This window comes from Lactobacillus taiwanensis (genome assembly GCF_017894345.1).
Lineage (GTDB): Bacteria > Bacillota > Bacilli > Lactobacillales > Lactobacillaceae > Lactobacillus > Lactobacillus taiwanensis.
The window spans coordinates 1136762-1151831 of the sequence record NZ_CP059276.1; the positions used below are offsets into that span (position 1 = coordinate 1136762).

A 15070-nucleotide genomic window follows, 5' to 3' on the forward strand; every position below is an offset into this window, starting at 1 on the left:
ATCAGTACGTTTTCTCATTTTTCACATACTCTCTACACTTCTTTTATTAATAGCCAGTAAATTAATAAACGTTCTTGACCTGTCAGAGTCTTTTAGTTCTATAAGCGGTCCGTAAGTATCTAATATATTTTTCTAGATCAAGAACATTTCTTTTAACGTTTTCAATTAGGTTTGGGATAAGAGATGACGCTTGCGTCCATCAAATCTTTATGAAAATAACCTGTTATTTCGTCCAATCAACAACGTTTTGAGTACTCGTTCTACATAACTATTGGATAAAACTGGCTTGCCCATCAAACAAGACATTCTTGAACGTAGCTTTATGATTAAGTGAATAAGCAATCGCTTTATCAAGTTTATATTCTACTAATTAAAGTTGATTAATTATTTCTTGCACCAGTCGAAGAATTCGAATTCTTCAAATAGTGTTTTCAGTTCTTTTTACCGTTTTTAATAGAGACTTGCCTTTAGTAGTAAGCGGCATTGCTTCTTTGAACTTTCTTCTAACATGTGTCCAGCAACCAACTAGCGTTGCACTAGGTATTTGCTTAGAAACTTTCCACAAACAATATATACTTGGCCTAGATCCTACAGATTAGTCATGGTAAGACTTTCTCGAAGATTTTTGTCATTATTTCAGAATTTAGAGAATAATAAAAATTCAGTTCTACATTTTTAAGATTTAAAAGTAGAGTATTACGTCTATTTCGTTTTGGAAACTTGGCTTATCTGTTAAAGGTACAATATCACGTTTATCATTTATAGAATTTACCTCCTCAAACTTAACAAGACAAGTATCGGTAGATACTTCAGTTTTTGACGCTTACTACGCACTCTTGTCATACCATGATTAAGAAAAAACGATTTTTAAATAGCCAAGACTAGAAGAGGATCGCCATTGTATCAGTCCATAAACTGATACATACATTGTTTGCACTTATTAAACATAATCTCTTATATGATTACATCGTAACCACGGAAACTAAAAAACTTTAGCTGAAATCAAATAATCAACTTAAGTGTAGAGTCACAATATTTACAATGATTGTATTAAGAGCATTGCCGATATAACTATATTAATTAATCGCAATAGTTCAATAAAATAATCTTTGTTAGAGTGAAATCTCACGTAACGATATTGGGAATATAGCTCTTGAGTCATATCTAAATAATTTAATACATAACAATCAAAATATTCTAAATGTAATTAATCAATATCCTAAACAATTTTCAACCCATCTTAGTTGTAGAATCATTTACTTTTTGAATCTATTTTTCGATTATAATTATCAATAGCCGTAATTGTCTTATTAATCGTCTTTGAACCAATGGATTGGTACAGTTTTTTATCACCAATAATAAAGAACCAAATTTTTGCTCTAGTAGCAGCCACATTAATAATATTAGGTTCACTTACTGCCCAACTTGCAGCACTCTTTTCTTTATCAGAAGCACCTAACACAAGGAAAACAACTTTATTCTCTTTACCTTGAAAAGTGTGAACTGTTCCAATATTTGATGGCTTGCCATTTTCATATTTAGTGAAGCCAATATCTTTTAGTTTCTTACTTAATTGATAAGCAACATTATTAAAAGGAGTAATGACAAAAATATCATCCATCTTAAAAGGATTAGCAGTCCCTTTTACGATTTTTTGAATTGAGTTCTTTAATTCTTCCGCCTGTTTTTCTACAAATTTATCTTTCGATACACCTGCGACATCAATCCAGTTCCCTGCACCAATTTTTCCTTGCTTCTTTTCGGAATTATCACCGTTAGCTTCTTTTCCCTTAACATTACTTGGCAAAACCATTTTATTGTTATAAGAAAGCGCATTAGAAATATTAAACATAGGATTTAAACAACGTCGATTTACCCAAAGCGGAATGCCAATCCAATTCTCATGCTCTTTATCGGTGTAATAACCGTATTGACTGGCTTGATCCATAATTGTTTGAACTGAGGCATCCTCAGAAACATATTTTTCACTTACTTTAAAAATACGATCGCCAATAAGTGAAATTACTTTTGAATCCAAAGTATTAACAGGTTTAATTTGAGCGGGATCTCCTAGTGCCATAACTTTTTTACTACGAAGAAGTGGTCCTATTACAGCTTGCGGAACTGCTTGACCAGCTTCATCAATAAACAAATTAGCTACAGAATCAGCAGACAAATTTTTAAACATTCGATGAAAACTAGCAAACGTAGTACTAATGATTGGAATTGCAAAATTAATCCATTGCCAAGAGGCTAAAGTTAATTCTTGTTGATTTTCTTTTACTTTTTTATCTTGATTAACCCAATTAAATACCGCCATTTTCAATGATTTACTATTTTCATAAAGAAATTGTTTCCTTACTCGTAGTGCAAGAATAAATAATTTTGATTCTTTTCGTAAATCATCTGAATTATACCAATAAGCTTCTTCTTCAAACTGATCATAAACATCTCTATTTGAAAAATCACGTTGATAATTTGGAACTGTAATTTTCTTTAACTTTTCAGTATTTAGCAACCGAACATAATCATATGACTCTTCTTGTAATTTTGCTATTTCATTTTCTAACCGTTGTTTTTTAAGATTTTCTTTTTCTAGCTCATGTTTTAATTGTGATAATCTTTCATTTTTTCTTTCGTTCTCAATTATCTTTTCTTTATTAAATAATCGATCTCTTAATCTAATAACTGTGAGCGATGACTGTATTTCTTGATATTCTGCCTGCTTGCAGTTAATCTCGTTTGTTATTTTCTGAAGAGCAGAAGTTAGTTTTGAAGAGACAATTTCTCCATTTGCTTCAGTCGTTATCTGATATTCTTTAACTTTTTCAGACCATTTTTGCAATTTACTTAAAGAATCTGCATAATCTTGTAATTGATCTCTTTTATTTTTAACTAAATTATACTGCTTTATAAAATCGTCATAAGCATCCGGATCCGATTTAAAATCTTCATCTTGCAAATATTCAATCATCTGCTTTATCTTATTGATGATATTATTCATATTTTCTTTACGGCCACCCTCAAGCGAAAAGAGCCCCCAATATTTTGGCTCTTTCAAATTAGCATTAGCAATATCATCAAAATAATGAATATTCATCAACTCTTCAACAACTTCTTCAAAATTATCCTTTTCATCTTTATCGGATTTATCTTTATCAGGAATTTGTGAGAATTCATCTACAATATTCTTAACAGCGGCATTATTAGAAGAAGCTACAACAATATTTTTATCAGCAATTTGATCCGGTAGTTTTGTTTGCCCAATTTTACTGTCTCTAGGTGAATAAACATTCTTTTTATTAAGATCACAAATCTCTTTTGCTTGCCTAACCAGTAATTCTGCAAAAATATCTTTTAACATAGTAGTCTTTCCTGTACCTGGAGGTCCATTAACTGTCCTAATATCGTTCTTATCATTCAAAGCTAAATTAATTGCTACTTGTTGCATTAAAGATGCTGGAAATTTTGATAAGAAGTGCCCCATAGGATAATTCTTTGGCTGTAAAATTTTATCAAAGGCAGCAATATTTTCTGTTGGATCAAGATTAATCCTTTGATCTGAATTTAAGCCATTCAAATAACGATCAATATGCGTAGAATTTTCTCTTTTGGCCCAATTCAAGTCATCAATAAAAAATGAATGTAAATTAACTTCATCTGAATCAATTCTTTTAACAATTAACCAATAGCAAGTTTCTTTACTAATTTGATATCGATTTACTAACATATTAAAAGTATCATTAAATTTAGATTCAAAGTCTTTTTCTCTTAAACTATCTTCTTGAAAGTCAAAAAGTTCATATAAATCATCTTTTATCTGCTTTTCAAAATTTTTGAATTTATCAGAATCATTAATTAGCTCTCTTTTATTAAGTATATAGTCACTCATTGTGACAAAAATCTGATCTTGTAGCAAATGTAGATTTTTATCAAACGCAATTGAAAATCCAAACTTAGTTTGTCTATTATTAACCTCATCTTGTAAATTATTTAAATGATATTTTTTAACGATTATGTTTATAACTTGTTGAAATTTAAAAGTATCGATATAAAAAATTATTCCTGGGTTAGCGCTCTTCTTAGTCAAACTATCTTTAAATTTGTGATTAATCATCCAACGAAAATATTCATAATAGCCGTGTGCTACAGACTTTGTTGGATCAAATCGCCTAGCTGCATTTTTGTCGCTATGCTTAGTGTTTATATTTCCTTCAGATAATTGTTCCATTAAAATCCATGAATTTAATATATTCTCTTTTGTATTCATATCTTTTTTACCGTTTATCTATTTTCTTTATACCTAAACAATAAATATTATAAACTCTGTTTCAATAAAACAATGATAAGCGGCCGTTATAATTTTGAGTTTAATTGAAACAGCTAACTGGGTCATTTACCAAATGAATAGACTCCGACAGATAAAAAACTGTCGGCTTTACGTTCAGAAAGTATGTAAAGCAAAAGAGAAGCAAATGAAAGCGGCCTAGCAGATACCCCACATATCAAGGCTAGGCCGTTTTTTAAATATACTTCAGTTTTTGACGTTTACATTATTTTGATTCTATGTCTAAAACAAAAAAATAGTAAATCAACTATCTTCTCGGATAATTAGTCCGCCATTTTCCAAGAATATTTTATTTATCTTGATAAAAAGTACTCATAAAAAATTTTCGATACAATTCTCTATTATTTAATTCAATAAACTCGGGATGCTTCTTTCTTATTATAAATGGCAAACTAGCTTCGTCCTTTTCAACATGAATATTGGGAAGAAATACATGAAATAATTTCTTGATTTGACCTATGTTTTTTTTATCATAAATTTTATATGTGCAAGCAAATAACCTGACACCAATCGGAATAGTATCTGTTTGCCTATGATATATGGCCTCAGCCTCATAATATACTTTTTCATCGTACCGCAAATCACTATTAGATATATCTTTTACGATATCAATAATATATTTTTCAAATCTAGCTTGTCCATCAATTTTACAATAAGATCGATTAGTAGTATCAAATTCCGGAATAATATTATATATTCCAGGATTTTTATATGATTGATTAAAAAAATTAGTCTTTTTCTTTACCGTTATATAATCTATAAATTCACATGCTAATAAATGTCCATTATCTAAATAATATTCTTTATTACTATACTGGGCTTTTGTGCTATTTGGGGGAACATTTACTATCCCATTAGGTAAGCTTATAGACCACCCTTTTCTTACTTTTAAACGATTTATTTGATGAAATGTTTGGAATATTTTTTTCTTAAGATTGATATTTTTTAAAGGATGAATGTCAAAAAAATATCCCCTGATTATTTTTTTATTTTCTAGATCAAATCTATCATCTAATTTTATCCCACATTTGTTCCATTCAAGATTATATTTATCGTTTATCGATAGCGAACTTAGCAGATTAGCTTTATTTTTCAAACCTAATCTAATATAGATATCAGCTTCTCGTATCATAAATCTTCTTTTCAAACACCTTTCCTAAGTTATGTTAAAAAATAAATTTTCCTATATGCTTTCCATTTTTCTTATTGAATAAGTTTACAAAGAAAAACATTACTTTTCGTTTCTTCATCTCTATACGTGTGATGCAGATATTTAAAAAAACAATTAGGTGTGAAAATCAACTCGTTTTCTCCACTAGAGAGAATATCAGCACATAACACCCGAGTTCCCTTAGGAACATAAATTTTCAGCATGTCAAAGCCTTCTTTATAAATGTCGCTATACTTAATAGATGAGCAAGGGATACGCTCATAAAGCCTTTTTCCTCCCAAGGAATTTTACTTAAAACAATTTTTTCTATAACAAATTTTGGTACCATCCTATATACGATAATATTATCTGGAAGTGGCGGAGACTCAAAAATGTTCCATAATAGGAGAGCACTATCTATACGTAATTTGTTTTTATATTCCTCACTTGATACATCAAACTCTCCCTTTCTCAAATAATTAATTTTTTCTCGTTCCCAATCCTTAATTAAATCATTTGGTATCTTTTTATATTCTAAGTAATCCATTTTTATACGATGCCTTCAAAAAAGCCTTTCTAATCTTTAATTTCCTTAGGTGGATAAACAGTATAATTTTGAGTAAGGGGATATTTATTACTTATTTTTCCATTATGTATTTCAACATCATACACAAGAGTGTAGGCTTGGTAATATTTTCTTCCTGTAATATCAGTGTATCGAACTTTAAAAGATATCGAATTGTTGTATTTAGTAGATCTTTTTCTTGATACATCTTTAGAATACTTGTCAAAATCGATAGTTATTATACATGAAGCTGTATCGTTCACAAATAGTGAATTGGGCTCCATAAACTGATAAACAACATGAAAATTACTACTATATTCTGTATCAATGTATTCATTCAAATTTGGTTCTTTTTTTAGGGGCATTAAATTTATATTAGCAGCTGTTGCGGTTCCAACATTTTTAAATTTAAGCTTAATAAAAAATTGTGGATATTCTTTACCTTCAATATTAGCTGTTTCTCCCATTAAGTAAATTCTACTTTTATTTATATCCAAATTTAAATATGGTAATACCATACATTTAGTTGCCATCTCGCTAATTACATTTTGAGCCTTTTCATATTTTAGTTCAATATTCTTTAAAGTCACATTACTTTTATCTACTTCTTTTTTATACTCCAAAATTTTCTTGGATGATTTTGATTGATTTACACTATTAAATATTGTCCAGACTAAGCTTATTCCGGCTATAATCGTACTAATAACATTCATTATATACTTACTTCCATTTTATTAATTTAAAATAACTCCAGCTCCGAAGTAATTTTCTTTTGAATCCTTATACAATATGTAAACTTTGTTCTCTTCTAAAGTAATACCTTCTTCCTTGCATTTGTCTTGTATTGATTTAACTGATATTTCAATATAAGAACTCAATTTATGGGGTTCTATCTTTTCCGGCATAGTAATTATATCTATATCATTAATAAAAGGCTTATATATTAGCTTTCTATATTCAGATTCTTTTTGATAAATTGTATCAATGTCTTTTTTTAAACAGAATCCAGCAAATACAATAATATCTTCATTATCACCTTTACATTGTGCGCTCACTTTAAAGCATTTTTCTCCATTTAACTTATATTCATTACTACAATATTGAATATTTTTCCCAACAATTAAAATATTTAATAATTGTACTTTTTTTATTAAACCTACCCAAACACTAAATAATGTAAAACTTATTCCAATTATCGAAAATAATTCCCTAGCGAGTTTATTAATTACAGTAGACGGAGAATTAAAAACAAGTACTACATAAGATAGAGCTATGATAATCAATAAAACATTAACTATTTGTAGCATTTCTAAGGGAAAATCATTTGAAAGAACACGCAAACGATTAAAAATAGATGTCACAGATAAAGCTATTACACTAAGAGAAAATACTAAAATTATTATCGTCATTAACGAAAATGAACTTATAATATTAGCGTTGAACTTCCATTCACCTATTAATATTAAATTCACTATACCAAATGTCAATACTAAAGCTATACTAGTTGTAATCATATTACTCTTGGATCTCCAGAAATTTTCTATATGTGCTAATAGCCTGCTGAACATACAAGTTTCCTCCTTAAACACACCTTTACATTTTTTAAACCAATTATTTTATCATTTATAGATTTTTATATTCTTTTACTTTAATATCTCTTTATTCTTTCTAATTCATTTCAATATAAAAGTAGTAAAAACACTAGAAGATGTCTCTTCTAAAATTATTCAATATAAAATTCTAAATCTGCATAGTCTCTCTCTTATTCCAAAATATCTTTTAGTAAATTTAGTATATGCGTAAATTTTCAAAACTCAAAGTATATTTTAACTACTAAATTAAATCTCTCCTACTTTATATCATTGGTCTATAAAGTTAATAATTAATTATCATAATTTACATAAGAAATCGGGAGACCCTCTTTTGATGATTATATTAAATTTACCCTTGATATTTTTCTAGCATCATCTTTTCTAATTATTTAAATAAAAAATTTGATAATAAGAATTATAAATGACCTTATCGTGTGCCCTCTTGTCCTTTTGTCCTTCTTCTAACCTTGATTATTTTTATAAATTCATGCCCAAGCTCGGGCAAGAGAAAAAATTGACCATTGATCTTATGACTATTATCCACTAGTTGTGAGAGAACTTTTGCTAAATGTTTCACAGATCTTTTAGTATTTTCAGAGTTCAAATCATGAAGCAATTTAATAAAAGAAGCCGTGAATATAGGCTTTTAAAGTCTCCTTGGAAGCTGTATGACAAGCTTAATAAGACCACTCTCTACTACGATTGGCACTTTAAAGACTATCTCACTCAGAAACATGTTGTCTTAGACGACTTAGACTGCAATAAAGATCTCGAAAATACATATTGGATTAGGCAGGACTGTATGGCTGCTATTCAAAATAAAGATGAAAAACAGATTATTCACTTACTTAATTCAGGGCGAGAAGATGCATCAAACATTACTGACCTTTAAGCATAATTATACTGGTGTCTTAAGCGGTATATCTTCCAACTACTCTAATGGTTGTCTTGAAGATGTCAATCGCAAAATTAAGCAGATTGAGCGTACTGCCTACGGATACAATAATTTTAGACATCTATTAATTAGAATTAGACTGGAAGAAAATTTGGTCAAAGAAAAAGAGCCAAACAACTATTTTCTAGTTGCTTACCTCTCTTTACAAACTATTCATCAACAGGATTTGACAAACAGCCTTTCTCTTTAAATGATCTAGATATGACTTAAAAATGCTTTTCTTACTTAATTTTTGCTACTATAAATAATTAACCATATTTTCTTTACACATAACGTTAATACTAACAAATTGATCTATCTTAGACAGATTCTCATACTCTTATTTTGAAAAAAAAAATTCTAACACAAATTTTTATATTTATCCCTTATAATCTCTTTCTACTATTTCCTGAAGAAAAAAATTTCTCATAGTTATTATCATATAAAAAAATTATCATGTGCCTTTTTTACTTAAAAAAGGCAGCCATCATAGTAGCAACAAAACCTAGAAAAATAGTCGTACGCAGTAAATTATTATTTTGATATGAATCTTTTTTTAGCCAATCGAATAGTAGAGATAATAAGAAAATTCCGAAAATCGCTATTCCAAATAATACAAACCATAATTTAACTACCATTGTAAGAGTTAACACTCGTGCCTTTCCCCAACTTGAAAGAGAAAATAAAATACAAGTTAACCCTAAAAAACATATTATTAAACTAATTATTTGAAAATAGGCTTTTTCGATTCTTATGTTAATATCCCCATATTTCTTATATTCATATTCTCTTAATAAACTTTTTTTATATTTTAGTTTTTTAATTCTACTCCAAATAATAGTACTAAGAACTAGAGGTAAAAAATCTAAAATACATGCAAAGACAAATGATGACATTTGACTTGCACGAGTACTTAGTTTAGTATTTAAGCTCAAAAAATTATTAATAGATTTTTGGATATCATCAAAATTAATACTATGCCATAATGAAACAACTATAGCTGCCACTAAACTAGTTATTAAGGCATACATCAATCTTTTTAAAATATACTCATTATTAGCAACAAAAATAGAAATTCTCTTCCCAAACAATACAATCTTATTAGTATATTTTTTCCAAATCGTTTTTAAATTAGAAATAATTTTATCTTTAATCATACTAATTTTTATTACTTTTTCTTTTCTGTGTGACTTGCATCTAATTTTCTTAATATTATTTGTTTTATAAAAAATCATTAATAGTAAAAAAACAATCGTGCTCCAGTATCCTACATTTAAATACATCCACCATATATTAGAGGAATCTTTCCATTTAATTATAAGTATCACAAATAATATTAATTCGTCTAATATTATTTTGCCCAATATGTTTAAAAAGCTTTTTTTATTTGGTTCATATTTTTTAAATTGAAGCATAGTTTCGACAATAAAGAAAAATAATATTATTCCCACTATTATCCATCCCCATATTCCATATGGCCAATACTTTATATACAATGTCTCTATATATTTTTTATAATTATCATTTAAAATATACTTATAACAGTCAGATACAATTAAATTTAATATCATTCCAATAAGTATGGAAGAACCTAGTTTTTTAATATTTTCATAATTTTATTTTTTCAATCCTTTGTCTATCCTTTATACACTAGCAATTTATATTTTCTCTTATTTAACTAAAAAGAACCACACAACTTTTTGCTGCATGATTCTTTTATACAACTATAAATTATTTTTTAATCTATCCCCAATTAGCCCTTTGGCATCCTGAAGTATCTTAGCACGTAGTATAAATAATACCCCAGCGTAAATTACTATTCCCACTAACACTTCCAAGCCCATCATCAACCAAGAATCCTTTAAATGAGTATTCATCCAAAAAACAGGGATAAACATTACTAAGCCGGCAGCGAGGTATTTCCAAGAGTCAGCAAATAATTCCTTAAAATTAAGCATATGGCGAACTGCCCACATTTGGTATGCAGTAACTGATATTTCAGATAAAACAGTTGACCACATTGCACCGGTTAGTCCCGATATTTTAATCAATGGAATATTTAAAATCAAATTTACAATTGCTCCTAAAGTAACAGAAATAGTAAATTGCTTTTGATGATGCGTTGGCAATAAATACTGGACTCCTAATACATTACTCCAAGCAATGATTAAAATAACAATAGATTCAATCATCATTGCTGGTCCAACTGGTCCGTATCCCGGACCATAATATTTTGGCGCTAAAGTCAAAGAAATAGCTGCTAATCCAAACATCATGGGATAAGAAACAGCAGAAACAAAGTCAAATGATTTATATAGCATCTGATTAACTTTATTCATATCACCATGCGCAACTGCGTTAGCAACATGTGGCAACATAACTGTTCCCGTTGCTGTAACCAACGCCAAAATCAACTTAACTAAATTATCTGAATATTGGTAATACCCAGATGCCGTTTCATTAGCCATGACCCCTAACATGGTCTTGTTAAGTTGCACATATACTTGTGTCGCAATTTGTGGAATGAACAATTCTGCCATTGGTAAAAAATGCTGCCACGGATTTAAAAACTTAAAGGAAAATTTATTAAGATCACGTCTTATATTTGGCCACAATGTTAAATTACCAATTAATGTTGATAATGCAAGTACAATGATATACAGAGTTACGTCATTAGGTCCTTTTATGAAGATAAAAATGGCAATCATTGATAACACTTTTACCAATGAATTTTTCAAAACCGTAACTTTGAAATCTTCTATACCTTCATAAAACCATGAAATATCAAAAGCAATTGCAATCAAATTGAGTGATTGAGCCCACATATACTCTGGCTGACGAGTATAAAAGATCATAAAAATTTCAAATGCTACAAAAGCATAAAGAGTCATAATTGTCTTGACTATTTGGATTTCCCAAAAAGTTTTTGACATTTGATCCTTATTTTCTCTAACATAAGCAATTTGTCTATTCCCATAATATCCAATTCCCATATTTGCAAATAAAATAAAATATTGAATTATGGAATTAGTAAAAGAATTTGCACCAACACCTTCTGGACGCAAAACACGACTGACATAGGCTGATGTGATTAGCGGTACAATTATTGCTAATACTTGATATCCAACATTGTAAAGGTAATTTTTAATGACCTTCATAAAAACTATTCACCAAATTCATTTTCCACAGATTCTAAAGCAGCTGCAATTACTTGATCCATATTATAGTACTTGTATTGACCTAAACGGCCACCAAAAATAACTTTGTCATCTTCTTTTTCAGCTAAATCTCTGTATTGTTTATACAAAGTATTATTTCTTTCATTGTTAACTGGATAATATGGTTCATCTCCACGTTTCCAATCAGCTGGATATTCACGTGTGATAATTGTTTTATCCTTATCACCTTTACCAAACTCAAAATGTTTGTGTTCAATTACACGAGTATAAGGGGTTTCTGCATCAGTATAGTTAATTACTGCATTACCTTGATAATTATCTACATCTTTTTCTTCAGTTTCAAAACGAAGAGAACGATATTCAAGTTCGCCTAACTTATAATCAAAGAACTTATCAATCATGCCAGTATAGACAATCTTATCAAAATTCTTTAAATACTCATCCTTTTTATCAAAGAAATCAGTATTTAACTTAACTTCAATGTTTTCATTATCAAGCATTTTTTCTACTATTTGGGTATAACCACCTTTAGGAATTCCCTGATAATCATCATTAAAGTAATTATTATCATAAGTTAAACGAACTGGAAGTCTTTTAATAATAAATGCTGGCAATTCTGTAGCTTTTCTGCCCCATTGCTTTTCTGTATATCCCTTAATTAGTTTTTCGTAAATATCACGCCCAATTAGGGAAATTGCTTGTTCTTCAAGATTTTGTGGTTCTTTACCAGCCATTTCTTGACGTTGCTCATTAATCTTATCCATAGCTTCTTGTGGAGTTCTTACTCCCCACATTTCACTAAAAGTATTCATATTAAATGGCAAATTGTACATCTTACCATAATAATTTGCTACAGGGCTGTTGGTATAGCGATTAAATTCAGCAAATTGTTGTACATATTCCCAAACTTCTTTATTTGATGTATGGAAAATATGTGCTCCATATTGATGAACTTGAATGCCATCAACTTCTTTAGTATAAATATTGCCTGCTAAATGATCTCTTTGTTCAATTACAGTAACTTTATTACCACGTTTTGCTGCTTCATGAGCAAATACTGCTCCAAATAAGCCTGATCCAACTACTAAATAATTCATGCGTTTTTCCCCCGTCTAAATAAAATATATTTTAATATTATCCATGAGATTATCATATACAAAAAATTTATATTTAGGTTTTCAAAAAATCTATTAGAGAAGAAAGATAAAGCAATTAAGGCACCTATATAACTATAAACTAATTTCATAATTCCAAAACCATTGCTTTGCTTTGCAAACTTATAACATACTTCCCCAACACCACTAACTACAATAGTTAGAATTCCTATTCCCATATATCCAAAATCATATAGCCAAGAATAAAACATAGTTGCTACGTTACCAGTATTATGACCATTTAAAATTTGAAATGGTATATCTAATTTATAATCTGGCAAAGCAAATCGAAATACTCGTGATAAAGTTGGCAAAATTGTTACAAAAGTCTGTTGTCCAAAAATTTCCCCCTTTATTGGAAATGAACGACTTTTTATAAATTCATTTAAATTAGCAATTTCTGCTCCCATATAGGTAGAAATATATTCTCCTAGATTACTATTCTCCATATTTCTTCCCACTATGCTAGCGGACCATTCAAAGACAAAAACAAACAAAATTGCTCCTATAATACCTAAGACAACATATTTCGTATTTGATGAATTCCAGTTATGTTGTTCTTTAACTATAAAGTATCCTAAAATAGTCAAGGCAATTAAAAATACAATACTATCGCCTCGAGCTCCTGTTAATAGTGGAGTTGCGAGACCCAAAAGCAAATTAAAAAACAAAACTAAATTAAATTTTCGCTTTACTATTATATTTTCTAGAAAAACATATCCAGCCATCATTCCAGCTGAACTATTAAAAAGAAGAATAAGCCCAAAATAACCTGGTAAATTTATTTGTCCTTTTATGAATCCATTCTGAACATAGTTAATATAATTGATAGCACTCATTAAATTTGAGATACCTGTAGCTCGCCTAATTGTAAATATTGCTAAACATATTATTACTAATTGTATAAAAAGAATACTTGTAAACCTTTTATCAACAAATTCTGGAATTACTTTATAAGGAACTTTTTTTTGTGTTCGAGTCCCACTAGATATAGTGTTGAAAACAAAATTTATAACATATCCTACTATTATAAATTCTACCGCACCTAAAGTAATAACTAAGAATGTTCTTACATCTAACTCAAGGTTCCAAGTTATTTGATTAATCCAAGCAATAAAAGATGCTATAGTCATGCCACCACAAAAAAGAATTGATGGTGAAACTAATGATCGATTATTTAAATAGTAGGCTAATAAAGTTAATAATACTAACGATAAAGTTAAAAATATCATTATTTTTCTACCTTTTCTATTTTTGGATTAAAAAATAATCCCACTGCTGTACCTTTTACTGATACCCAAGCTCTATAAAATCTATGGTCTTTAGACTTGATTAAAGCTTTAATTGGTATCTTTACACCTTGACGTACGATTGCTTTAAATACTTCTTTTTTTGTACTATGTTTCTTAAGATAAAAAATTGTATTACGCTGTGCCAAATAGTAACGTTTTACACGACCCAAGCTCTCTTCTTTAACTAAATCCGTAGCAATATTTTGCTTTATTTTATGCTCTACTAAAGAGTCATTAACCATAAATCCATCTAAATGATAATCATGCGTAATTCTAAGAGTATATTCAACATCATCGCCCCAAATAAAGAAATCAGTAATTGGATATCCTACCTTTTTTACTACATTTCTAGGAAACATAATGGATACAAAAGATGCTGATTTAACTTTCGTTACACCTTGATCACTATATTTATTCCATTCTTTATCTGGACTTGGAATATTCATGACAGCTACACTATTGTCTTGCCAACGTACATTACTACATAAAAATCCAAGATGAGAAGAAATATTTAATTTATCAATTAATTTTTCTAAAGCAGTTGAGGTTGGAATAGTATCATCATCCATAATCCAAACATAGTCTGCGTTACTTTTATTAATAAAAGTTTTTAAACCGGCGTTAAAACCACCAGCTCCTCCTAGATTTTTTTCTAGATGTATAGGAACTATTTTTTCACTTTTAATAGATTGTAAATATTCCCAAGTATTATCAGTAGAACAATTATCTATAATAAAAAAATGTTCTATTGGATAGGTTTGACTCTCAATGGCTTCAACACATTCCTTTAATAAATCTAATCTATTAAAGGTTACAACTACACAATCAACGCTTTTTTTATTTTTCATATTACTCC

At 29.0% G+C, this 15070-nt stretch carries 11 protein-coding genes and 1 pseudogene; 1 reads left to right on the forward strand and 11 read right to left on the reverse strand.

Annotated elements, in window-relative coordinates; translation table 11 throughout:
* Positions 1–418 precede the first annotated feature (418 nt).
* The 6 genes from H1A07_RS10390 to H1A07_RS05465 all read right to left on the reverse strand — a co-directional run bounded on the left by H1A07_RS10390 (position 419) and on the right by H1A07_RS05465 (position 7577).
* A complete protein-coding gene (locus tag H1A07_RS10390) occupies positions 419–565 on the reverse strand; it encodes a transposase (RefSeq protein WP_210144613.1) in 147 nt (48 codons plus the stop codon).
* A gap of 687 nt (positions 566–1252) precedes the next feature.
* The gene (locus H1A07_RS05445; RefSeq protein WP_210144614.1) at positions 1253–4270 is read right to left on the reverse strand and encodes an AAA domain-containing protein; all 3018 of its coding nucleotides are present in this window, start codon (positions 4268–4270) and stop codon (positions 1253–1255) included.
* Positions 4271–4637: 367 nt separating this feature from the next.
* Positions 4638–5495 carry a DNA/RNA non-specific endonuclease gene (locus H1A07_RS05450; RefSeq protein ID WP_210144616.1) on the reverse strand — a complete coding sequence of 286 codons (858 nt, stop codon included), beginning with the start codon at positions 5493–5495 and terminating at the stop codon, positions 4638–4640.
* A gap of 220 nt (positions 5496–5715) precedes the next feature.
* On the reverse strand, positions 5716–6045 hold the full coding sequence (locus tag H1A07_RS05455) for a hypothetical protein (protein WP_210144618.1): 330 nt from the start codon (positions 6043–6045) through the stop codon (positions 5716–5718).
* Positions 6046–6074: 29 nt separating this feature from the next.
* On the reverse strand, positions 6075–6776 hold the full coding sequence (locus tag H1A07_RS05460) for a hypothetical protein (RefSeq protein ID WP_210144620.1): 702 nt from the start codon (positions 6774–6776) through the stop codon (positions 6075–6077).
* Between the two features lie 21 nt (positions 6777–6797).
* Positions 6798–7577, reverse strand: a complete 780-nt coding sequence (locus H1A07_RS05465; protein WP_210144622.1) for a hypothetical protein — start codon at positions 7575–7577, stop codon at positions 6798–6800.
* A gap of 544 nt (positions 7578–8121) precedes the next feature.
* Here H1A07_RS05465 and H1A07_RS05470 point away from each other — a divergent pair.
* Positions 8122–8800, forward strand: a pseudogene (locus H1A07_RS05470) (transposase); the annotation flags it as partial.
* Positions 8801–9056: 256 nt separating this feature from the next.
* Here the strand turns inward: H1A07_RS05470 and H1A07_RS05475 are convergent.
* From H1A07_RS05475 to H1A07_RS05495, 5 genes are all read right to left on the reverse strand, one after another.
* Positions 9057–10160, reverse strand: a complete 1104-nt coding sequence (locus tag H1A07_RS05475; protein WP_210144624.1) for a hypothetical protein — start codon at positions 10158–10160, stop codon at positions 9057–9059.
* A gap of 153 nt (positions 10161–10313) precedes the next feature.
* The gene (locus H1A07_RS05480; protein WP_210144626.1) at positions 10314–11747 is read right to left on the reverse strand and encodes a flippase; all 1434 of its coding nucleotides are present in this window, start codon (positions 11745–11747) and stop codon (positions 10314–10316) included.
* Positions 11748–11752: 5 nt separating this feature from the next.
* Entirely contained in the window at positions 11753–12865 is a 1113-nt protein-coding gene (glf, locus tag H1A07_RS05485) for a UDP-galactopyranose mutase (RefSeq protein WP_210144628.1), read from the reverse strand.
* A complete protein-coding gene (locus H1A07_RS05490) occupies positions 12862–14154 on the reverse strand; it encodes an O-antigen polymerase (protein WP_210144629.1) in 1293 nt (430 codons plus the stop codon). The genes glf and H1A07_RS05490 overlap by 4 nt, the downstream gene beginning before the upstream one ends.
* Positions 14154–15062: a glycosyltransferase family 2 protein gene (locus tag H1A07_RS05495; RefSeq protein WP_210144631.1), complete on the reverse strand. Its 909-nt coding sequence runs from the start codon at positions 15060–15062 to the stop codon at positions 14154–14156. The genes H1A07_RS05490 and H1A07_RS05495 overlap by 1 nt, the downstream gene beginning before the upstream one ends.
* Positions 15063–15070 lie beyond the last annotated feature (8 nt).